17 protein-coding genes, 1 rRNA gene and 2 pseudogenes are annotated in these 22,837 nt (G+C 56.1%); 12 read left to right on the top strand and 8 right to left on the bottom strand.

Features of this window, described 5'->3' with window-relative positions; all coding sequences use genetic code 11:
* Positions 1 to 86 precede the first annotated feature (86 nt).
* Positions 87 to 202 (top strand): 5S ribosomal RNA (gene rrf, locus U0026_RS19770).
* Positions 203 to 373: 171 nt separating this feature from the next.
* Here the strand turns inward: rrf and U0026_RS19765 are convergent.
* The 4 genes and pseudogenes from U0026_RS19765 to trpS all read right to left on the bottom strand — a co-directional run bounded on the left by U0026_RS19765 (position 374) and on the right by trpS (position 6,561).
* A complete protein-coding gene (locus U0026_RS19765; RefSeq protein WP_062778571.1) occupies positions 374 to 1,498 on the bottom strand; it encodes an ABC transporter permease in 1,125 nt (374 codons plus the stop codon).
* Positions 1,498 to 4,227: pseudogene (gene rbbA / locus U0026_RS19760) on the bottom strand (ribosome-associated ATPase/putative transporter RbbA). The gene U0026_RS19765 and the pseudogene rbbA overlap by 1 nt, the downstream one beginning before the upstream one ends.
* Positions 4,224 to 5,291: an HlyD family secretion protein gene (locus tag U0026_RS19755; protein WP_062778573.1), complete on the bottom strand. Its 1,068-nt coding sequence runs from the start codon at positions 5,289 to 5,291 to the stop codon at positions 4,224 to 4,226. The pseudogene rbbA and the gene U0026_RS19755 overlap by 4 nt, the downstream one beginning before the upstream one ends.
* Positions 5,292 to 5,553: 262 nt before the next feature.
* Positions 5,554 to 6,561: a tryptophan--tRNA ligase gene (gene trpS, locus U0026_RS19750; protein ID WP_062778575.1), complete on the bottom strand. Its 1,008-nt coding sequence runs from the start codon at positions 6,559 to 6,561 to the stop codon at positions 5,554 to 5,556.
* 329 nt (positions 6,562 to 6,890) lie between these two features.
* Between trpS and U0026_RS19745 the strand changes: the two genes are divergently transcribed.
* The 7 genes from U0026_RS19745 to bglB all read left to right on the top strand — a co-directional run bounded on the left by U0026_RS19745 (position 6,891) and on the right by bglB (position 15,439).
* On the top strand, positions 6,891 to 7,295 hold the full coding sequence (locus U0026_RS19745; RefSeq protein WP_126440875.1) for a YebF family protein: 405 nt from the start codon (positions 6,891 to 6,893) through the stop codon (positions 7,293 to 7,295).
* Positions 7,296 to 7,390: 95 nt separating this feature from the next.
* Positions 7,391 to 7,858 (top strand): MarR family winged helix-turn-helix transcriptional regulator, encoded by a 468-nt coding sequence (locus U0026_RS19740; protein ID WP_062778579.1) that lies wholly within the window; start codon positions 7,391 to 7,393, stop codon positions 7,856 to 7,858.
* A 4-nt stretch (positions 7,859 to 7,862) separates the two neighbouring features.
* Positions 7,863 to 8,930, top strand: coding sequence for an HlyD family secretion protein (locus U0026_RS19735; RefSeq protein WP_062778580.1), 1,068 nt, complete (start codon positions 7,863 to 7,865; stop codon positions 8,928 to 8,930).
* A complete protein-coding gene (locus tag U0026_RS19730; protein WP_062778582.1) occupies positions 8,920 to 9,981 on the top strand; it encodes a DUF2955 domain-containing protein in 1,062 nt (353 codons plus the stop codon). Before U0026_RS19735 ends, U0026_RS19730 begins: the two co-directional genes overlap by 11 nt.
* 80 nt (positions 9,982 to 10,061) lie before the next feature.
* Entirely contained in the window at positions 10,062 to 11,732 is a 1,671-nt protein-coding gene (locus U0026_RS19725) for a hypothetical protein (protein ID WP_062778583.1), read from the top strand.
* Between the two features lie 231 nt (positions 11,733 to 11,963).
* On the top strand, positions 11,964 to 14,369 hold the full coding sequence (locus tag U0026_RS19720; RefSeq protein ID WP_062778587.1) for a PA14 domain-containing protein: 2,406 nt from the start codon (positions 11,964 to 11,966) through the stop codon (positions 14,367 to 14,369).
* Positions 14,366 to 15,439 (top strand): beta-galactosidase BglB, encoded by a 1,074-nt coding sequence (bglB, locus tag U0026_RS19715; RefSeq protein WP_062778589.1) that lies wholly within the window; start codon positions 14,366 to 14,368, stop codon positions 15,437 to 15,439. Before U0026_RS19720 ends, bglB begins: the two co-directional genes overlap by 4 nt.
* Positions 15,440 to 15,522: 83 nt before the next feature.
* Here bglB and U0026_RS19710 read toward each other — a convergent pair whose 3' ends face one another.
* Both U0026_RS19710 and U0026_RS19705 read right to left on the bottom strand, forming a co-directional pair.
* Positions 15,523 to 15,993, bottom strand: coding sequence for a GNAT family N-acetyltransferase (locus U0026_RS19710; RefSeq protein WP_062778591.1), 471 nt, complete (start codon positions 15,991 to 15,993; stop codon positions 15,523 to 15,525).
* On the bottom strand, positions 15,990 to 16,232 hold the full coding sequence (locus tag U0026_RS19705; RefSeq protein WP_062778593.1) for a DUF2164 domain-containing protein: 243 nt from the start codon (positions 16,230 to 16,232) through the stop codon (positions 15,990 to 15,992). The genes U0026_RS19710 and U0026_RS19705 overlap by 4 nt, the downstream gene beginning before the upstream one ends.
* Before the next feature lie 284 nt (positions 16,233 to 16,516).
* Here U0026_RS19705 and U0026_RS19700 point away from each other — a divergent pair, with 284 nt between their 5' ends.
* Positions 16,517 to 17,461 (top strand): TauD/TfdA dioxygenase family protein, encoded by a 945-nt coding sequence (locus tag U0026_RS19700; RefSeq protein ID WP_062778595.1) that lies wholly within the window; start codon positions 16,517 to 16,519, stop codon positions 17,459 to 17,461.
* 256 nt (positions 17,462 to 17,717) lie between these two features.
* Here the strand turns inward: U0026_RS19700 and U0026_RS19695 are convergent, their stop codons facing one another.
* Positions 17,718 to 19,130, bottom strand: a complete 1,413-nt coding sequence (locus U0026_RS19695) for an aminotransferase-like domain-containing protein (RefSeq protein ID WP_062778597.1) — start codon at positions 19,128 to 19,130, stop codon at positions 17,718 to 17,720.
* A gap of 178 nt (positions 19,131 to 19,308) precedes the next feature.
* On the opposite strand from U0026_RS19695, the gene U0026_RS19690 reads away from it, so the two are divergent.
* From U0026_RS19690 to U0026_RS19680, 3 genes and pseudogenes are all read left to right on the top strand, one after another.
* A complete protein-coding gene (locus tag U0026_RS19690) occupies positions 19,309 to 19,473 on the top strand; it encodes a DUF1127 domain-containing protein (RefSeq protein ID WP_073971217.1) in 165 nt (54 codons plus the stop codon).
* A 188-nt stretch (positions 19,474 to 19,661) separates the two neighbouring features.
* A pseudogene (locus tag U0026_RS19685) lies at positions 19,662 to 20,637 on the top strand (Rpn family recombination-promoting nuclease/putative transposase).
* 155 nt (positions 20,638 to 20,792) lie between these two features.
* Positions 20,793 to 22,163, top strand: coding sequence for an NAD-dependent succinate-semialdehyde dehydrogenase (locus tag U0026_RS19680; RefSeq protein WP_062778599.1), 1,371 nt, complete (start codon positions 20,793 to 20,795; stop codon positions 22,161 to 22,163).
* 61 nt (positions 22,164 to 22,224) lie between these two features.
* On the opposite strand, the gene U0026_RS19675 is transcribed toward U0026_RS19680, so the two are convergent.
* Positions 22,225 to 22,770 carry a YfaZ family outer membrane protein gene (locus U0026_RS19675; protein WP_062778601.1) on the bottom strand — a complete coding sequence of 182 codons (546 nt, stop codon included), beginning with the start codon at positions 22,768 to 22,770 and terminating at the stop codon, positions 22,225 to 22,227.
* Positions 22,771 to 22,837: the final 67 nt, after the last annotated feature.

The raw sequence follows: 22,837 nt of genomic DNA, 5'->3' as shown, positions 1-22,837 counted from the left end.
GGTGTTTTGTTGGTGATGAGACACGATATTCAGCTTGAGACAGATTAAATCGACATGCAGAGATGCGTGTTGATAAACAGAATTTGCCTGGCGGCACTAGCGCGGTGGTCCCACCTGACCCCATGCCGAACTCAGAAGTGAAACGCCGTAGCGCCGATGGTAGTGTGGGGTCTCCCCATGCGAGAGTAGGGAATTGCCAGGCATCAAATAGTGAAGAAGCCCATCCTGCCGGATGGGCTTTTTTGCGTGTGTGCGAAATGAAAGGCGGATAAAATCCCGGGGTCACTGCGTTCGCCCGGGCTACATTCCGCACAACACCGGAAGCCCGGACGAGGCGTTCACGCCGACTCTGGGGTGGATCTGAACCCAATTCTTACGCCATTTCCCCAATCGTCTTACGAAAACGCATCAGCGCAATCGTAAAAAACACCCCGCCAATCGCCAGCAGCGTCAAAAACTGAGGCCAGACAATGGCAAAATCAGCACCACGATAAAGAATCGCCTGCGCCAGGCTAACAAAATGCGTCGTTGGCATGGTCTGCATAATATCCTGCACCAGCTGAGGCATACTTTCTCGCGGTGTCGATCCCCCAGATAGCATCTGTAACGGTAACAACACCAGAATCATTAATAACCCCATCTGCGGCATAGAACGCGCAACCGTCCCCATAAAAATACCAATCGACGTTGTCGCGAAAAGACTTAGCGCGACTCCCAACATAAACAAGGGGATAGAACCCTCAATCGGCACCCGCAAGACACCTTGTACCATCAATAACAGCGACAAACCGGACACCACCAATACCACCAGTCCCATCGACCAAACCTTAGCCAGCATGATCTCAAACGGTGTCACCGGCATCACCAGCAAATGCTCCACCGTTCCATGTTCGCGCTCGCGGATCAACGCCGATCCTGTCAGAACGATCGCCAGCATGGTGATATTATTAATGATCGCCATCACCGCACCAAAACGCTCCTGCTCAAGATTAGGGTTAAAGCGCATTCGCACCGCCAGTTCTACCGACAACATGCTGCTATCCCGATAGCGAGTGACAAAACTGTTTACTTCGCCAGTGACAATATTCTGGATATAGCTATTGCCGGTAAACGCCTGGCTCATCCGTGTCGCATCCACGTTAACCTGGAGATCCGGCTTCCTGCCCGCCAGCACATCACGCTGAAAGTTGGGGGGAATGTTGATAGCGAAGGTATAGCGCCCCGCATCTAATCCGGCATCCATTTCATCGGCGGTAATCAGCTCCGGATCCAGAAACCACGGGCGATAGAAGCCATTGATGATCCGTGAAGAAAGCTGTGATTTATCCATATCAGCGATAGCAATTGGCGCCAGATGCAGCGAACCTGGCATCACCGTGGCAGAAGAATAGACCGACACGGTAAAGGCGAAAACGATCAGCGTCAGCATCGCCTTATCGCCCAACAGGCTGCGTAACTCCTTCATCCCGAGGTTATAAATATTGCGTAATCTGCGCATTATGCCTCCTGTTTCTTCAGCAGCCAGACGGAAAGTCCCAGCACTAGCGGCACAGCAATCAACAGTGGGATAAAGGAGATCCACAGATCGCCAAGCCCCAACGCTTTTGAAAACGTCCCACGGGCAATAGTTAGAAAATGGCTGGTTGGATAGATCTGACCAATCCACCGCCCAGGCCCTTCCAAAGAGGCTACCGGATCGATCATCCCTGAAAACTGAGTGGCGGGAATAAGCGTAATGATCGCTGTCCCGAAGATCGCGGCGATCTGACTCTTCATAAACGTGGAGATCAAAAGCCCCAGCCCGGTGGCAATCGTCACATACAACAATGCAGCTAGCGTGAGCGTCAGGAAGCTGCCCTTATGCTGCACCCCAAAGACGAATACCGACAGCGCGCACAGTAGCAGGAAGTTAAACATCCCCAGCACGATGTACGGTATCTGCTTACCGAGTAAAAACTCGGTTCGGGTAGTGGGTGTCACGTACAGGTTGATTATTGACCCCAACTCTTTCTCTCGCACCACGCTTAGCGCACTGAGCATCGCCGGGATCATCATCAACAGTAGCGGGATCACCGCCGGAACTATCGCCGGTAGACTCTTCACATCCGGGTTATAGCGATAGCGCGTCTCGATAGACACCAGTGAAACATCACCACTGGCATTTGGTTGTAGCCCAGCCATTTCCTGTAGCCAACCCAGATGCATCGCCTGCACATATCCCCGAACCGTCTCCGCGCGATTTGGCATTGCACCATCGACCCACACGCCAATCTGCACCGGTGTACCGCGGGCGATATCGCGGCCAAAGTTTGGTGGAATCTCGATAGCCACCGCCAGCTCGCCGTTGCGCATTCGCCGGTCAAGCTCATCGTAACTCTCAAGCGGCGACTGCTCGATAAAGTAGCGCGATCCGGCAATGTTCTGCGTCCAGCGCTGGCTGCTGACCGTTTGATCCCGGTCGAGAACGGCGAAGCGCAGATCCTCGACATCCATACTGATCCCATAGCCCATAATAAACATCAGGATCACCGTACCCAGTAGCGCCAGCGTTGAGCGAACCGGATCGCGCCGCAGCTCTAGCGCCTCTCGTCGGCTGTAGCTAAACAGGCGGCGCAGACTAAACGCCTGGCGCGGCGGCTCAGCTTCCGCTTTTACGGGAGCATCTGTCATCTCCGTGACCGGAACCGGATCGGATGCCTCCTTAAGCCAGGCGATAAAGGCCTCCTCAAGATTTGCCGCGCCGCGCTGTTTAACCAGCGCCGCCGGGGTGTCACTGGCGAGCACTTTACCCGCGTGCATCAACGACATCCGATCGCAGCGCTCGGCCTCGTTCATAAAATGAGTCGAGATAAAAATAGTCACCTTATCCTGCCGCGCCAGATCGACCATCAGCTGTCAAAACATGTCGCGTGCAACAGGATCAACACCGGAAGTCGGCTCGTCGAGGATCAACATTTCCGGGCGATGAATCACCGCCACGGCCAGCGACAGACGCTGGCGGATACCGAGCGGCAGCGCACTGGGGAGAGTATCCTCCACTTCGGTCAACATAAAGCGCTGGCTCATCTCAGCAATACGATCGGGGATTTCGGCGTCAGGGATATGAAAAAGCCGGGCATGTAGCTCCAGGTTCTGGCGCACGGTGAGCTCGCTGTAGAGCGAAAATGCCTGTGACATATAGCCCACACGACGACGGGTTTCGATATCCTTAGGATCGACCGGTTGCCCAAAAAGCCAGGCTTCCCCTTCGCTTGCCGGGAGTAGCCCGGTGAGCATCTTCATGGTGGTGGACTTACCGCAACCGTTAGAGCCGAGAAAACCAAATATCTCGCCGCGTGCAATGCGGAAATTGACGTGATCGACCGCGACAAAATCACCAAAACGCATGGTTAGCCCGCGCGCTTCAATTGCAATCTCTTCTTCACGGGTATCACGTGGAGGGATGATGACCTGCTGATGTGCATTGCGCTGCGCCTCTGGCAGCAGAGCAATAAACGCTTGTTCCAGCGTCTGTGTTCCTGTTTGCGCGCGCAGCGTTTCGGCGCTGCCCGTCGCGAGCACCTCGCCATCGTTCATGGCGACCAGCCAGTCGAAACGCTCGGCCTCTTCCATGTAAGCCGTGGCAACCAACACGCTCATTTCTGGCTGACGCTCACGAATGCTGTCGATTAGCTCCCAGAACTGCGCCCGTGAAAGCGGATCCACGCCGGTCGTCGGTTCATCGAGAATCAACAATTGCGGATCGTGGATTAATGCACAGCACAGCCCCAGTTTTTGCTTCATCCCGCCGGAAAGCTTCCCAGCCGGGCGGTCGCGGAACGGAGCTAGCCCGGTGCTTTGCAGCAGTGAATCAATACGGCTTTCGCGCGCGCTTTTATCATGGCCAAACAGCCGGGCAAAGAAATCGACGTTCTCGTACACCGACAGCGTGTGATAGAGGTTTTTACCCAATCCCTGCGGCATCCAGGCGATTTTTGGGCAGACGTCGCGCCGGTGTCTGGCATCGCGCATATCGCCGCCGAGCACCATCACGTTGCCCTGCTCAATGACCCGCGCGCCGGCAATCAGCGACAGCAGGCTGGATTTGCCAACACCGTCCGGGCCAATCAGCCCAACCATGCGGCGTGAGGGGATGGTCAGCGTGATATCACGCAGCGCAGTGGTTGCGCCAAAATGCTGGCTGACATGTTCCAGACGGGCAACGGCGGGGTGGATATCCTGTTTCATTGCGGCAGCCTCACCGCCAGCTCGGCGGGCCATGGCTGCTGATTATCCAGTCTGACATAGGCCATGCCTGGCAAGCCGGTTTTCACATACTCTAGATGCTTCTCCAGCAGCTTCGGAGGAATTCGTACCTTCACGCGGAACATCAACTTCAACCGCTCATCGCGGGTTTCCACAGTTTTCGGTGTAAATTGGGCGACGCTGGCGACAAAACTGATATTGGCGGGGATCACCAGATCCGGTGCGGCATCGAGAACAATGCGCGCTTCACTGCCTATTGCCAGCAGGCCCGCTTGTTCAGTTGGCAGGAAGAAGGTCATGTAGACATCGGCCAGATCGACCATATTCAGCACCCGGCCACCGGCGGCCAGTACTTCTCCCGGTTCGGCGACACGATATTGAACCCGCCCGTCACGCGGTGCTTTCAGCGTGCTGTCGTCGATATCGGCCATAATGCGTCGTTCGGTTGCTTCGGCAGCTTCCACCCGAGTTTGTGCCTGAATAATGCTGGTGCGAGCCGCTTCAATCGCCGCTTTGGCGGCCGAAACCTGCGCCCGAGCAGATTCGAGTGCAGCCCGGCCACTTTCAGCGGCTGCACGATCGTCATCTAACTGCTGGGCGGAGACGGCTCCGCGTTGTGACAGCGTGCTGGAGCGGGCATGGCGTTTAGAGGTTGAGTTCAACTCGGCCTGGCGCTGTTTCACCACTGACTCGGTGGCACGCATTTCACTTTGACGCTGCTCCAGTAACGCTCTGGCAGCGGCTACGGCGCTATGCGCTTCTTTGATTTGCGCGGCGGCTTCCAGACGCTGCTCGTTCAGCACGCGGGTGTCCATTTGTGCCAGAACATCGCCCTGGCGGACAAACTGTCCTTCGCTAACCAGAATACGCTCGATGCGACCGGCGGTTTTGGTTGCGATATCCACTTCGGTGGCTTCAATTCTGCCGTTGCTGCTGGCGAATCCGTCCGGCAACCCCTGTGGACGTAACATCCACCATGCTGCGGCGGCAATCACCACCACCAGACTTATGAGATACCAGGCCCAATGCCGTTTGATTTTGTCCATACGCTACCCGCTTTGTTCCCTATGCTAAGTGGCGCGCGTTTCGTTCTGGAGAGAGGGGAGGATGCTGTGAAAAGTGCTACTCATGTGGTCATCATCAGCAATCCTGGCCGGAAATGAAACACGCATATATATAGCTACCGTCAATGCAATACTAACACCGACATGGTTTATGTCCATACTTGTAACAGGGTCTTGCAAAGGCCTTAACACGAAAAATCAAAGCAGTGAGGAGGGCATCCCACTGGTGGATGCCCGGAAAAACTCAGAACAATACCGGCAGCCCCAGCCCGCGTTTCACGGCATGCAGCGTCTGCTGGGTTAGCGTATGCGCACGTTCGCTGCCCTCACGCAGCATTGCCATTAACTGGCCTTTATCCTGAATAAACGTGGCACGCCGCTCGCGTATCGGCGCCAGCAATTCCTGTAAACAGGCCTCCAGCACGTTCTTACACTGCCGGTCACCCAGCCCGCCGCGCTGGTAGTGCGCTTTCATTTCTGCGACGAGGGCCTTATCGGGATGGAGGGCATCCAGGTAAGTGAAGACCACATTGCCTTCAATTTGCCCCGGGTCGGCAACGCGCAGGTGGTTTGGGTCGGTGTACATGGCGCTCACCGCCTGATGAATTTCCGTTTCGCTGGCGGAAAGCGTCAGCGTATTACCCAAAGACTTCGACATTTTTGCACCGCCATCGATACCTGGCAGGCGGCTCACATCGCTGAGTTGCGCTTTGCAGTGACGCAGGACCGGCGTGGTCGTCAGGCTATTCATTTTGTGCACAATCTCGTTGGTTTGCTCGATCATCGGCAACTGATCGTCGCCCACTGGCACCAGATCGGCATTAAACGCGGTGATATCCGCCGCCTGGCTTATCGGGTACGCCATAAACCCGACCGGCAACGCGCGGGAAAAACCTTTCTGCGCAATCTCATTTTTGACCGTTGGATTTCGTTCGACTCGGGCGACGGTGACAATATTCATATACAGCGCCGTTAGCTCAGCTAGCGCGGGCAAGGCAGATTGTAGGCAGATTGTCGTGCGCTCTGGGTCGATACCGACGGCCAGATAGTCGGCCATCACTTCGAGAATATTGTGGCTGATTTTTTGCGGATTACTGCCGTTATCCGTCAGCCCCTGCAAATCGGCAATTAGGATAAATTGTTGATGTTCTTGCTGAAGCTGCACGCGCTGGCGCAGGGAACCGACAAAGTGGCCGAGATGCAACTGGCCGGTAGGACGGTCGCCGGTCAGGATGGTATGAGTGGTGTTCATCAGTGACTCCTTGTAATGCACTGAGCCGAAAGACGCCACTGAGAAACAACAAAGCCGCCTTTCGGCGGCTTTGAAAAATAGGTAACGTTAACCCTGCCGCCTGTTAATCAGGCAGCCACCAACGATTGGAGCGGTGGACGGTCACGTTTGTGTTCATCTTTTTATCCTGCCACTAAAACGCCCATCCTGTCTACTGATAAAAAACTCAGCGATTGATCGTAAAAACTACGTTTAACGGCGGGGTAGTCATCTTTTACGTTGAGCGATTTATTTGAAATTTACTCAACAATACCAATGCGTTGCTTTACATCATTTACTGTGTTTCTAGAATGAATACACACCTCATCGCCCGTTCACTTAACCAACCGATGCTCAGCATGAAAAAAACAATATTAGTGACTGCACTATTTTGTAGTCTGCTGACTGCGGGGATCACGGCAATTTTTATGGTCCATGAAGCCTACCCCGATACCACTTCAGCTTGTCGCCCGGATTTATCACGCAAAGCGCTGCTCCGCGTGAAAGATGACTATTTACGCGGCCGATTTCCTCATTGGTATCGTGAAAAAAACACCCTCGGCACCCTGACGCCAGAGCTTATTTTCGGCGAAGTTACCATTGAAGATGATGATTATCGTGTGCCGTTTGTCGCTAAAGGACCCATTAAAACGCTGGCGCGCATCGGCTTCGTTGACTGTGTATCAATGGATGTGGAATACCTCGCCGTAAAATAGGGCCATTGCACAATCCATGCGGTTTACCTATTTCGTTCCTTGATACTTATCATGGTAAGTATTATCGTAGTGATACGTAATGACCGGAGGTAGCCATGACCGAAGATGAACTGTTTGCCCGCCGCCCAATGGGGATGCGTATGGCGATGGTTGTGCGCCAATGGCGATCCATTATCGATCATGCGATCACTGATACCGGCCTCACGCAATCAAGCTGGACGGTGCTGATGCAGCTTAACGAGCTTGGCGATAACGTCTCTGTCAGCGAACTGGCGGAGATGCAAGGCATTGAACTGCCGCCGCTGATGCGCACGCTGACGCTACTGGAGCAACAGGGCTATCTGCTGCGTTCGGTATCACCCTATGACAAACGCACTCGCCTGCTGACGCTCACCGACGAAGGTCGGGCGGTGCTCCAGACGCTGACCCAGGTGATTGAAGACTTCCAGACCCAGGTGTCCCACGGCATCCCCGCCGATGACATCGCAAAGTTTAGCGACACCCTGAATCACATTGCCTGCAATCTGCGGATTATCCGCGACGAGAATAATAAAACCGAATAACACCATGATGACGCCAGAACAAAAATTTGCCCGCTGGGTAAGGGTCAGTATTGCCTCTTTCCTGCTGATGTTTGCCTATTTTATCATTGCCGATATTTGGATCCCGCTGACGCCGGACTCCACGGTGATGCGTGTCGTGACGCCGATTTCCTCGCGCGTTTCCGGCTACGTGTCGCAGGTCTACGTGCATAACAATAGCCAGGTCAAGAAAGGCGACCTGCTGTATGAACTCGACCCAACGCCGTTCCAGAATAAAGTTGATGCTGCAACGCTGGCATTGGCGCAGGCGAAGCTCAGTAACCAGCAGCTCGACGCCCAAATATCGGCGGCGCAGGCCAACCTGAAAACCGCGCAGCTGACCGCGCGTAACGACCGGGTTACCTACGATCGCTACCAGCGATTAAGCAGTATGCAGAATGTCTCCCAGGCCGATCTGGATAAAGTGCGCACTACCTGGCAGACCAGCGAACAATCCGTGACGGCGCTGCACGCCTCGATTCATAACCTGCAAATTCAGCGCGGTGAGCGCGACGACAATCGCAACGTCACCCTCCAGCAGCAGCAAACCACGCTGCAAGAAGCGCAGCTAAACCTCGGCTGGACGAAGATCCGCGCTGAAGCAGACGGCACCGTCAGCAACCTGCAACTGAGCCCTGGCCTGTATGCGGCTGCGGGTAGCGCGGTGATGGCGGTCGTAAATCAACAGACGGATATCGTGGCCGATTTCCGTGAAAAAAGCTTACGCCACACCAGACAAGGCACTGATGCCGCGGTGGTGTTCGATGCGTTTCCGGGCAAAGTCTTCGCGGCAAAAGTCACCAGCAGTGATGCCGGGATCCTCGCCGGACAGGAAGCGGTGAATGGTCAACTGTCGCAGCCCGAGCAATCCACCCGCTGGGTGCGCGATGCCCAGCGTATGCGCATTCACGTGGCGTTAAATGAGCCGCTGGAGAAAACGCTGCCGACCGGTGCTCGCGCGACGGTGCAGCTTTATAACAGCGAAGGGCCGTTCGCCCGCTTCTTCTCTGGGCTACAGATCCACCTGATTAGCTGGTTGCACTATGTCTATTAACACCCTCGCGCAGGTCTTTACCCCTCACGGCAATATCGTCTACACGGCGAATGATTTCCGTCAGACCTTGCGCATTTCTATCGCCGGGACGATCGCTCTGAGCATCTCGACGTTTTACGACACCCACTACGGCGTCTTTTTTGTGGTTTATCCGCTGATGCTGATGTCTTTGGTGCCGGTATTTAACCGCCATGTTGCCAAACAATTCATCTTCAGCGCTGCGCTTAACTGCGTCGAAATGGTGCTTATCATCGGTTATCTCAGCCAATGGCCGGTGATTATGACGGCAGTGGTATTTGCGCTTTACGTCATGCGTTTTCGTTTTATGAGCAAAGGGCCGCTGTTCTTATTCGGCTCGATGGGCGTGGTGTGCCAAAGCGTGATGCTCAACTTTATGAGCTACCCGACGACGAACTGGCACACGCTATTATTCTCCAATATCGAGGCCAGCATCATGGCGGTAGCGCTGAGTGCGCTGCTGCACTACCTGATCCCGGATGTTGAACCGCGTAAGCCGCCGCCGCTGATCGAAAAAGACGACGCCCGGGTACGCCATGAATCGTTGCTCTCCGGCACGGTGGCGACGATCATCTTTGTCATTTTCCAGATAAGCGATCTCAGTGACTCCCTGTCAGCGCTGATGGCCGGGATCCTGATCCTCTTCCCGATGCATTATCGTGGCGCGGTGATTAGCTCGATCTGGCGCGTGGTCGGCGTGGTATTAGCCTGCGTCTATATTCTGGTGGTGCAGTTGATCCTCTACGATCACAGTAGCCACATGCTGTTGATGATGCCGCTTATCGGCCTGGGGCTGGCATTTAGCGCTCGGCTGCACGTGATGGAAAAAGTGGGGGCTGGCGTCGGTTTTGCCAGTATTACCACCATCGGCATTATGTTCGGCCAGAACCTCCAGCCGGATGGCGATCTGGTGTTCAGCGATCTCTACCGTGCGACCTCCGTCACCGTCTCGCTGCTGGTGACCCTGACGATGGTATTTATCCTTCATCGTCTGCTCAACTGTTTTGCCCCAACGCGCTTTATTGTGAAGTAGCGCACTTACAGACGCTGATTGTTCTCCCCTAACTGTGCTTACAATAGCCGCTCGCCGTGGTGGCGTGAGGGAGAGAAAGAATGTGGAAGACGCGTGCGCTGGAACTGAATAATCAGGAGTTCTGGAACTGGGACAAAGCCTGTGAGTTGGTGCAATGGGCCGCTCGCCATGATTTTAATACCGTGGTGGTAGGCCAGGTCGATCTGTTCGACAAACTGGTTTCCCCCAAAGGTTATACGCCGCATCAGTACAACGATCGCCTCTCCAGCCAGCAGCGCGCCCGCTGCGTCTACCTCAACCGTCTGGCGGGTTACTGCCAGAAACACGGGCTGAAATTCTACCTGCAAGCCAAAGAACTCAGCTTCCCGGCCGACCTGCTGGCGGCGCATCCCCAGTTGATTGATAAAGACGGCAGCATTCGTTTTGACACTGAATTCTGGTGCCAGTATCTGGCGGATAAACTAACCCTGCTGTGCCAGCAAATTCCCGCCATGAGCGGGCTGCTGGTGGCGCTCTCCAATACCGACGGCTTGTTGCCCATCTCGCGCCCTAACTGGGAGTTGACCGGGCAGGACGATCCTTCGCCGCATATCGACCCCCGCAGCCTGTCACGCTACACCCAATGTTTTAACGCCATGGCGCGTGCGGTGATGAAGGAAAATAAACATCTGGTGCTGCGTGCCTTCCCAGCCGGCAACCACGATATCCGTAATGTGATGGAAGCTATCCGCACATTGCCGGAAAGTGTCTCCGTTTCCATCAAGCTCACCCCGGAACGCTTCTGGCCGACCTTCCCCAATAATCCCGCGCTGGTGGATGTGGAAGATCGTGACGTGTGGGTGGAGTTGGATCTGGTGGGCGAAGAAGTGGGCTGGGGCGTGCTGCCGTTCCCGCGTATTGATGAACTTCAGGGGCGCTTACTGTGGTGCCGGGGAAATCCCGCCATTACCGGTGCGGTGTGCAAAACCAGCTGGGAAGGCGTCGACAATCACTGGATCATTGGCACGCTAAGCGAATGCAACCTGGTGGCCTGTAGCCAGATCCTGTCGCGTGAGAATGAGCACCTGAGCGTTGCTACGTTGCTCACCCACTGGCTGGACGAATGCTATGGCTGGCGTCCCGACGACGCCACCTTTGACGAATTTCAGACGCTGCTGGGGCAGGCTGGGCAGGTGCTGTATCAGGCGATCTATGTGCGCGATCATGTTTTCCATCGCCACAGCCAGGTGCCGGAAAGCTACGGTCAGGCGGTATGGAGCCTGTACGGGCAGCTCAACCGCAACCACTGGCTGCCGGGATCGGAGCGCGATATCTTTTTCAGCGCCAGCGACGTCGAGGTTTCCGGTCGTAACCTGTCGCTGATTGCCGAAGAAAAGGACCGCGCTTATCAGGCCGCGGTAGCCCTGCGCGAACAGGCGCTGGCCTTTGCCGAGCGCGCCGCATTTCCTTTCTCGCTGCACCGGCGCTGGCTGGAAGAGTGGCAGGGGTTTTCTCTCTACTGTTTACTGTTCCGGCATGCGCAAAAAGCCTTCTTCACCCTCCATTTTGCAAGGCTTGTAGAAAACAGCTGGAGCATGCGCGAGATTTGTCAGGTCAATCTTCAGGAGCTGTATCGCTGCGCTTTTGAGATGGACAGTTTCTGTACCCAGCACCCGGAGGCCTCGCCGGGTCTGCATGTGCTGTTCGACCCCACCCGCGTCCGTATGCTCACCGACAGCCTAAGCCATGAACTGGCACAGCTTAAAGCGTGATAACCATCACGCTTTATGACGATGATCTGGTCGGGAAACGTGAGTTTTCCCGCCGCGAAGGGCGCGCTGCAATTTATCAGCGTGATCATCATCACGTTTTAACCTCCCGTTGAATGAAGAGTGTGAATGACCGGGCAGTTCCGTAAAGCTGCCCCGTCTTACGCGTAGCATGCCTTTGCGCCTTTGCCGAAAATATCGCTCATACACAGAGTGGTCATTGAGGAAAGTCACATGAGGCTGGAAGCGGGCGAGGCGCTGACGCGTTTTACGGTTTCGTTAGCGCACAACGAGCGGTTTGCCGAATTTTTCACGGGTGAAGCGGTGGACGCGGCGATGGATTATCAGTTCGCCAACGGCAAAGGTCCGGTGCAGGAATCATTCTGTCGACGTATTTTCCGTCGTGATGCCGCTCAACGCACGGTGGTGCCAGAGCGTGCCTTACCGGCGGCGTCGGTAACCTACACCGGCGCGAGCGATACCGTGACGTTTTCCGGCGTGCAAACTGTGGCGACCCACAGTCAACGCTGGTTACGTGTGACGCTGCATGCGCCGAAAGCAGGCCACTATCCGTTCCAGATTGCCACCTGCGGCGGGGTGCGACTCTGGTGCAATAGCGCACAGGCCGCCTGTTTTACGCCGTTTACCCGCAATACGCCGCAAACCTTGTCCATTGAGATTGCGCTCCAGGCGGGCGACAACGCGCTGCTTGTCCACCTCGATGAACTGTTTGAACGCGACACGATTTTTACTTTCCGCATGATCTACCTTGGCGACACACCGCTGGAAACCACGCTACCGGATATCAACGAGCGCAATGTTGACGCACTACAGGCGTTTATGGATTCACTCCCGGCAACCGCTGTCGCCCAACATCAGCAGCTTACGCTGCCGTGTCTGGCTGATATCAACCTGATGCTACGCGGTGCGGTCAACAGCCTTGGTAACGATGGCATCGCCACCTGCCCGCTGGATTTTGGCATGCTGATGACGGGTAAAAACGGCCTGGTGCTCCCGCTCCCGGCAAGCCTCGGTCTGGGCCACTACCGCATGGAACTGACCGCCACCATCGGTGGCGTGACCATGAGTCGTCATCTGAGTATCACCGTTATGGGCGCTTTGCCCGGCAGTGAAGGCGCGCTTGAAACGCGCAAACGCGAGGCGCTCTGCTATATCGCAGAACACGGTGTCCCGCGCACCGGACGCCTGCTGGCGATGCTGCACGCGGGGGAAAGCGGCCCACAGGCGCAGGAGTTGCTGGTCAGCACCCTTCAACGCATCAGCGCCCGCCAGGATTGCTCGGACTTCTCGATGGTGCCGCTACTGTGGATCTGGCATGACTTCCACGGCGAACACTTCCCTGCGGTGCTGTGGAAACGCGTACGCTCGGCCATTGTCGGCTATCGCTACGGGTACGACGAACTGGGTAACGATGTGATGTGGTTCTGGAGCGAGAATCACGCGCTGTGCTTCCATACCGCACAATATCTCGCAGGCCAGATGTTCCCGGATGCGCTGTTTACCGCATCCGGCCGCCGCGGCCATGAGCAGCAGGCGATAGCGGCCCAGCGTCTGCACGCCTGGTTCGACGCCGTAGAGCAGCAAGGCTTCGTTGAGTGGAACTCCGCACCCTATTATCCGGTTGATTACATCGGTCTGTTTGCGCTCTACCAACTGGCCGATAACGCCATGATTCGTCAGCGCGCCCAGCGTCTGATCGACCGCCTGATGCACACCAGCGCGTTACATTATCAATCCGGGATCGCAGCCGGCACGATGGGCCGGGTGTATGAAAAAGAGTTGCTGGCTAGCCAACTCAGTGAACTGTCCGCCTTTGGTCACGTGGCCTGGGGAGGTGGACACGTTAACCGTAAGTGTGCCTCGTTGCCGTTCTTCTGTCTGAGCGATTACGTGCCACCCGCAGAATCCGTGCGCTACGCCCGCTTAACGCACGGCGTGATCAGCGCACACTACCAGTGCGGCGGCGGCAATATCGTGGCGTGGAAACAGCCGACGGTCAGCCTTTCCAGCTGCGTCGACCACCATAGCGGCGAACGTGGACATCAGCAGCATTTAGTTGATATTCAGTTCGCTACCCGCCCCGATGCGCGGCTGTGGGTAAACCATCCCGGCGACGTACAACCGGGCAGCGAAGCGCGTCCCTCCTTCTGGGCGGGCAACGGCGTGCTGCCGCGCGTGATGCAGGTGGAGAACCGGGTGCTGATGCTATGGCAACTTGATGGCCTCGAACCGCTGAACTGGACGCATCTGCATCTTGCGCCTGACGCCTTTGATGAAGTGCACCCGCTAAGGCAGGGTTACGCGGTGCGTGCGGGCAACGCTTTTGCCGCCGTGCTTTGCTCGCAGCCGTTGACCGTTCTGGGCGATGAAGTCCGCGCCGAAGGCCGTAATGTGGCGTGGTGGCTGGAGGTGGGCGAAGGTGATTTTTCCGCGTTCTGCCAGCGCATTCAGGCGCTGCGTATTGTGTATCAAGGGGATGTCGCGCGGGTGATGGATGACCAGCACGCGCTGATGCAGCTTGATGGGCAGGGTAACTGCCAGCATAACGGCCAAACCGCCGCGTTCCCGACGCTGGTGGGCAATGAAATTCAGGTCACGGTGTCAGGAGACGCGCAATGAACAACGCAGCATTAAACGGCCTGCTGGAGCAGGTGGTGCAGGGCTTCTGCCGCCTGAAAAATATGGGTGAAGTCGGCACCAGCGGCGGCGAAGGTTTTGCCATCCACTTCGAAGAGTGGGAATGGGAAGTTGGCGTCGGCCTGTACGGCTTCTGGCAGTACGCGCGTCAGCAGAATGATGCCCGCCTCCAGCAATCGATCCTCACCTGGTATGAAGATCAGCTGGCGAAAGGGCTGCCGGAAATCCAGATCAATACCACCGCGCCGATGATCACCCTCGCGCTGGTGGCCGGACACAGCGGGCGAGACGATCTGCTGAAGGTAGTGAACGACTGGGCCGACGCGCTGCTGCGCACCTTGCCAAAAACCGAAGAGGGCGGCTTTCAGCATGTGGTGAAAGAGCAGCCGAACACCGGTCACCTGTGGGACGACACGCTGTTTATGACCTGCCTGTTCCTCGGCACGGCGGGCGTGGTGCTCAAGCGCAAAGATCTGATCGACGAAGCGTCATACCAGTTCCTGCTGCACACCCGCTACCTGTGCGAACCGGCGAGCGGCCTGTGGTACCACGGCTGGACGTTTGTCGGCAAACACCACTTCTCCGAAGCCTTCTGGGCGCGCGGCAATGCGTGGATCACCGTGGCGATCCCGGAATTTATCGCCCTACTCGGCGACAGCCTGGATGCCAGCGTGAAGCGCTATCTCTCGGTGGTGGTGGCGCGGCAGGTGAATACTCTGTGCGAACTGCAGGCCGACAACGGCATGTGGCACACGCTGCTCGACGACCCGCTGTCGCCGCAGGAATCCTCCGCCACCGCAGGGATCGCCTACGGCATGCTGCGCGGCGTACGGATGGGGATCCTCGATGAGAAAGTCGCCGATCACGCGATGCGCGCCTGGCATGCATTGCGCGACAGGATCGACGATGGGATTGTGCTGGAAGCATCGAAAGGGACGATGGTGGGGCCGGATCTTCAGTATTACTGCGATATTGCGATGGCACCCGTACCGTATGCGCAGGCGCTGATGATGTTGCTGTTGCTGGAGCTTCAACAAGATAAGTGGTGTTGATAAACCCGTAGCCCGGCCAAGCGCAGCGCCGCCGGGAAGGCACCGAGCTTCCTCGGAGTCGGTGCTGTCGCACCTCGTCCGGGCTACGTGTTCAACTCGCGGCTATAAACCCGTGAAGACTCGCCCCACGGGTGATAGCCCAACCCATTGAAGCTAAAGCCCGCTTGCTCATAAAACCCGTCCATATCGGTACACAGATGCAGTTGCGTGAAGCCAAGCTGTTTTGTGTGCTGGGCGATATGCTCGATCAATCGCTGCGCCAGCCCTTGCCGACGATACGCTGGCTCGATATAGAGCGCGCACAGCCACGGATACAGCTCGCCGCGGCTGATAAAATCGTTGGTAATCAACCCCGCGCAGCCGATGATGCGCTCGCCGTCCTGCAGCCAGTACCACTGCGGCAGCGGATTTTTCGCCCCCGGCGTGCGGCGCAGCGCGTCGTCGTAAACCATCATGGATTCTTCCGATGCCCACTGCTGCTGGAAATAGGCAATAACCGCTTCCATCTGCTCGGGATGGTCGCGCAAAGAACGAATAGCGTAGTGTGAACTCATAGAATTTTCTTCAGATCCATCTCTTCCTGAATGCGCTCGCTCCACGCCAAATGCGTGCGAATCGCCTCATCGATCCCGGCGTTATAAAAGGCCGGCCCCAGCTTGTCGATAATAAAATCGATAAAGAACTCCGCGTCGAACTGCTCCAGCTCGAGGTCGAACTGTCTGGTGCAGTAGTCGGTCAGCTGATCGCGCAGCTTTTCGCGTTCGGCGGGGGTGAGGGTGATTTCCGTGCTCATAAAGACTCCTGTGTCATTCCCGGCGTCGCTGCGCTTGGCCGGGCTACCGGGGTGCGGCGATAAATATGCAATCGTAACCCGGGCGAGATGCAACGTACCGACCCCGGTGCTTGGCCGGGCTACCAACTTGTAGCCCGGGCGAGGTGTTTACGCCGACCCCCGGGGCGGCTCGATGCCGAAAAATGCAATCCCATCCGGCAGCTATCAATATCACAAACTCGACTTTGTCACCCGGCGGAATATTTCTATATTCGGGTTTCTGACCATTTTAAAGGGGCGCAATCATGACTGCTGTGAACACTGCTGATACCGATTTTCCTTTACTGAACGTACGCCGCGTGGCGGGCAATATCGGCGCGGAGATCCGCGATATTCGCCTTTCCGCGAGCCTGGATGCTGACACCTTCGCCCAGCTCGACGCCGCACTGGTCAAATATAAAGTGCTGTTCTTCCGCCAGCAAAATCAGCTCACCGACGCCGAACACCAGGCCTTCGGCGCGCGCTTCGGCAAAATCGTCGCCCACCCAACCGTTCCCGCACCGGAAGGCACTAAACTGTTTGAACTCGACGCCTCCAAAGGCGGTGGCCGCGCCGACTCGTGGCACACCGACGTCACCTTCGTTGACGCCTTCCCGAAAATTTCCATCCTGCGTGGCGTCACCATCCCGGAATACGGCGGCGACACCGTGTGGGCCAACACCGCCCGCGCCTACGAACAGTTGCCGGAGACGCTCAAGCGCTTCGTCGACACCCTGCGCGCGGTACACAGCAATGACTATGACTACGGTGCTGAACGCACTGTCGTCGAAACGCACCGCCTGGCGCATCACCAGAAAGTGTTTGTCTCTTCACTGTGGGAAGCCGAGCACCCGGTGGTTCACGTTCACCCGGTCAGCGGCGAACGCGCGCTGCTGCTGGGGCACTTCGTCAAACGGCTGGTGGGCTTTAGCTCGCGGGAATCCGCACAGTTATTCGAGCTGTTGCAAAACCGCATCACCCGTCTCGACAACACCGTGCGCTGGCAGTGGCAGCAGGGCGATGTGGTGATTTGGGACAACCGCAGCACCCAGCACTACGCGGTGAACGACTACAGCACCCAGCCGCGCGTGGTGCGCCGGGTAACGGTGGAAGGGGAGATTGCGGTGGGGGTGGATGGCAGCAAAAGCCGCACGATTTCACGACCGCAGGATGCGGCAAATGGGGAAGGGGCGGTGGGTAAGGTATCGTAAAATTGTAGGCCGGGTAAGCGCAGCGCCACCCGGCAATAACACGTGCTCAATCGCGCAGACTACTGACCCACCTGCCGCAAAGACAGCACGACAGCTGTCTCCTGCGGCTTTGCTAGTCGTTCATCACTTTCACCTCGGCATCCGTCGCAAAACCGCTGACTTCCAGTCATTAGCCTTTCATGCCAAATGCAGGGATGCAGGTGTAATCCAGTAAAAAACGGATCTCATATTAAGACCCTCTTCTCCATGATGACGATCACTCCATCGCCACCTTCACCGCCTCCCCCAACTGCACCATCACCTCACGATGCTTCTCAATCGGTGGCAGCGCGCAGTTGATCCTTAAGCAGTTCCGATACTTCCCTGATGCCGAAAACAGCGATCCCGGTGCCACCTGGATCTTCATTCGACACAACTGCTTCGCCACGCACACCATATCCACCTGCTCGGGCAGTTCCACCCACAGCATATAGCCGCCGGTTGGGCGAGTGACGCAAATCCCGCACGGGAAAAACTCGCGCAGCCAGCAGGTGTAAATCCCCATATTGCGCTGGTAGATCTGGCGCATCCGCCGCACGTGGCGATGATAGTGCCCTTCGCGAATAAAGTTCGACGCCGCCAGTTGGGTGGAGGGAACGTTGGTGCCGTTGGCGGCGTACTTCATCTGTAACAGCCGATCGTAGTAGCGACCGGGGGCGATCCAGCCGATACGCAGGCCGGGCGCGATGGTCTTGGTGAATGAGCTGCACAGCATCACCCGGCCGTCGATATCCCACGAGTGAATGGTGCGCGGGCGTGGGTAGTCGGTCGCGAGTTCGCCGTAAATATCATCCTCAAAAATCACGATATCGTAGCGCTGGGCAAGGCTTAGCACCGCGCGCTTTCGGGCATCGGGCATGATAAAACCCTGTGGGTTGTTGCAGTTGGGTACGAGGATCACCCCTTTGATCGGCCACTGATCCAGCGCCATTTCCAGGGCTTCAACGCTGATCCCGGTGTTGGGATCGGTTGGGATCTCAATCGCTTTTAACCCTAAGCCGCGCAGGAGCTGCATGGTGCCGTAATAGGTGGGGGATTCAACGGCGATAATGTCGCCGGGCTGGCACACCGACAGCAACGCCAGCGACAGCGCGCTGTGGCAGCCGCTGGTGATGATCAGATCGTCGGCGGTGACCACCGATCCGCCATCGAGCATCAGGCGGGCAATCTGTTCACGCAATTCGCGGCGACCGGCCAGTTCGTCGTAGCTCAGCACGTCGATGATGTTGTGTTGTATAACGCGGCTCATCTCGCGCCACAGTGGTTTCAGGCTGGGCTGGGTGACGTCAGGCGAACCACCGCCGAAGGGGATGATTGATTTGTCGTTGCGGGCGTCGAGCATGTTCAGCACCTGATCCCACTGGGTGATCTCCACCGGACGCTGTACCGGGCGCGACATCGGTGGCACCGGTGGCTGTGCTTTTTGCGGCGCCACGAAGTAGCCGGAACGCGGCTGCGGGGTGATCAGCTGGCGCTGTTCCAGTGTCTGATACGCCTGCTGCACGGTACTGATGCTGACGCCGTGCTCCTGACTCAGGCTGCGCACAGAAGGTAGTTTCTCACCATGGCGATACAGGCCTTGTTCAATTCGCTCGGCCAGCAGGTTGGCCAGATGTTGGTAACGCGTCATTGCTGTATCCCCAATTATCGCCATACAGATAAAAAAACCAGTACAGTTCTGCTGCAAGAACCGTGTGCAGATACCGTTTTAGCGAATCTGTATGTTAAAGAAAAGTGTTTTTTGAATCTGTATTGCAGGGCGGGAAATACGTGAAGATAAAGCCTCTGGCAAGGTGAGGAGGTGGAGTATGGAATTTCATGAGAATCGGGCAAAACAGCCGTTTATCGGCTTTGTACTGGTGTGGCGGTTTATCAAAAAACTGGTCGTTGTGTGGCGAACACGTCGCGTATTGCAGGGAATGAGCGATGAACAGCTTAAAGATGTCGGGCTGCGTCGAGATGAAGTGGGTTAAGAACTGCAAAAAGAGCGACGCATGAGATTTGTCGCTCTTTTTGCGTGCAGCATTCCGCAAAAATGAATCAGTTTTGGTGGTACATATTCTTCTCTCGTAGCGGCTCGTAAGAGTGAAAACCGGAGGGTGCGGCGGTTTTAGCTGGCGGGTAAAGTCCAGTCATTGAGTTTATTTGGTGACGGAACGCCATGAAGAAACGCACAACCTCAACGCCACATGATGCGGTGTTTAAGTCATCCGGAAACGGCGCGTGACTTCCTGTTAATTCATCTCCCTGCGGCATTATGTGAACGTTGTGACCTACAAACGCTGAAACTGGAACCCACCAGTTTTATTGAAGATAACCTGAGGGCGTACTACTCGGACGTACTTTGGTCGCTGAAAACCCGCGAGGGAGAAGGCTATATCTATGTGCTGATTGAACATCAGAGCACGGCCGACCCGCATATGGCATTTCGGTTGATGCGTTATGCGGTTGCTGCCATGCAACGCCATCTGGATGCGGGGCATAAAACGCTACCGCTGGTGGTACCGATGCTTTTTTATCATGGCGAGATGAGTCCTTATCCGTATTCACTGTGCTGGCTGGATGAGTTTACATCACCCACTTTAGCGCGCGAGGTGTACGCAAAGCCGTTTCCTCTGGTTGACATTACCGTGATGCCGGACGATGAGATCGTGCAGCACCGCCGAATTGCGCTGCTGGAGTTAATGCAAAAACATATCCGACAACGTGATTTACTGCGGATTGTTGACAAGGTGAGCGCCGTTTTGCTTACGGGATTTACTAATGACAGCCAGTTGAATTCGCTGTTTAATTATTTGCTCCACTCTCCTGGCGCGTCGGACGTTGGCCGTTTTATCCAGGAGGTTGCGCACCGAGTCCCACAGCATAAGGAAGCGTTGATGACGAATGGAGAGAAGTTGCAGAAAATCCTCAGGCGGTTAGGCAAGCGGGAAGGTCGAATAGAAGGATTAGAGAAAGGGCTAGTGGAAGGGCGAATAGAAGGACGAATAGAGGGAAAAATAGAAGGGCGAATAGAAGGAGAACACGCTGAAGCCCTGCGTATCGCCCGTACTCTGCTTGAGGACGGCATGGCGATGGAGAGTGTGCTAAGAATCACCGGGTTAACAGCGGACGATATTGTGGTTAGCCACCATTAAATTAAGGTTCTACAGGGGCGGCGGTCGAGTCCTCCCCTGACTATCACAACGGGGGAAAAGGATCGGAAACCTCCGTATATACCCAACTTTACGCCCATACCCAGTCATCTTGACTACCCTTAATACCCTAAGCGGTAAAAACAAGGAGATTCAATATGGCTTACCAGACAGTTAATCCTGCCACTAACCAGCTTATCAAAGAATACCCAGGCCACACCGACGCTGATGTGGAAGCTGCGCTCAAGGCGGCCGATGCACTTTACCACTCCGACTGGGCCAAGGGGGATATTGACCAGCGTCTGCCGGTGCTGCATAAACTGGCCGATCTGATCGACTCGCGCGTCGAGGAGCTAGCCAAAATCGCCAGTCAGGAGATGGGTAAACTTATCGAACAAAGCCGTGGTGAGGTTAAGCTATGCGCGCAGATCGCCCGCTATTACGCCGATAACGCGAAACAATTCCTGGCGCCAGTGAAGTACAAATCTGAACTTGGCGAGGCATGGGTTGAGCATCACCCGATTGGCGTGCTGATGGCCGTTGAGCCGTGGAACTTCCCGTATTACCAGCTAATGCGTGTGCTGGCACCGAATCTGGCAGCCGGTAACCCGGTTCTCGCTAAACATGCCAGCATTGTGCCGCACTGTGCGGAGACCTTTGCACATCTGGTTCGTGAGGCAGGCGCGCCAGAAGGGGCGTGGGCCAATCTGTATATTTCTCAGGATCAGGTAGCCAATATTATTGCTGACAAACGCGTTCAGGGTGCGGCGCTGACCGGTTCGGAAAAAGCGGGTAGCGTAGTGGCGGCGCAAGCGGCGAAGCACATCAAAAAATCGACCCTGGAACTGGGTGGGAACGATGTATTCGTGGTGCTGGATGATGCCGATCTTGAAAAAGCGGTGAAAATTGGCGTAAATGCGCGACTAAACAATGCCGGTCAGGTGTGTACGGCGGCAAAACGTTTTGTCCTGCATGAGAAAATTGCCGAAGCTTTCCTCAGCAAATTTACCGAGGCGTTTAAACAGGTGAAGATTGGCGATCCGCTGGATGCAAGCACCACGCTTGGCCCGCTGTCATCAAAAGACGCGCTGGAGACGCTGACCAAACAGGTCAACGAGGCCGTGAAAAATGGCGCGAAGCTGCACCTGGGCGGCAAACCCGTTTCGCGGGACGGGAGCTTCTTCGAGCCCACCATCCTGACGCATATCACCCGTGATAATCCGGCGTACTTTGAGGAGTTCTTTGGCCCGGTAGCGCAGATTTACGTGGTGAAAGACGACGACGAAGCGGTCGCGCTGGCGAACGATTCCCACTATGGGCTGGGCGGCGCGGTCTTTAGTCAGGATATTGAGCGAGCGAAAAAAATGGCGTCGCGTATTGAGACCGGGATGGTATACATCAACTGGCTCACCGATACCGCCGCCGAGCTGCCGTTTGGGGGCGTTAAGCGTTCCGGTTACGGGCGTGAGCTGTCGGATCTGGGGATTAAAGAGTTTGTGAACCAGAAGCTGGTGGTGGTACATAAATAGCGGTTGTCATACAAAAACGCCGGTCACATAACGTAACCGGCGTTTGTTTTTCTGGCGCTTATTAGAAGCTCACGCCGCCACCGACATAGGCGCCGTCAACCAGCGTGTGGCCTGGGCGACCGTCTTTGCCATCAACGCTTACGTGGCGGTAACCCACTTTCAGCGTAACCGGTTTGATTGGCGTCCAGCTTACGCCGCCGTTGGCTTCCACGTAGTTCTTCACGCTGTTGTTCAGACCATTCGGTGCAACATAGCCTTCACCAAACACATTAATGCTGTCGGTCAGTGCTACGCTAACGCCGCCACCGATTGGGAATGCGACGCCGTTATCGCCTTTTTTCGGCCCCAGGTAGATGGCTTTTGCCCCGGCATTTAGCATCACTGGACCCACTTCGAGGTTATAACCTGCGCCCACGCCGCCGGTCTGGGTACCGTCGTCGGTATTTTTAAGCCAGTTACCTTCGGCATACAGGCCAGAGGTGGATTTACCCATCTCAACATTCAGGTTGGTGAAGTTTTTGCCTTGCTCAATGCTGCCACCCATTGCCAGTGCGGAGCCAGATACAGCGGTCAGAGCGGAAAGGATAAGGATATTAAGCTTTTTCATGATGTATGCCTCGTTATCAAATTAATCTGAGGGCACCTTACCAAGTGGGATTTACTTCTGCAAATGT

Source organism: Kluyvera intermedia (genome assembly GCF_034424175.1).
GTDB lineage: Bacteria > Pseudomonadota > Gammaproteobacteria > Enterobacterales > Enterobacteriaceae > Kluyvera > Kluyvera intermedia.
Note: the sequence above shows the minus strand (reverse complement) of the source record. Positions and strands in the feature narration are given on the sequence as shown.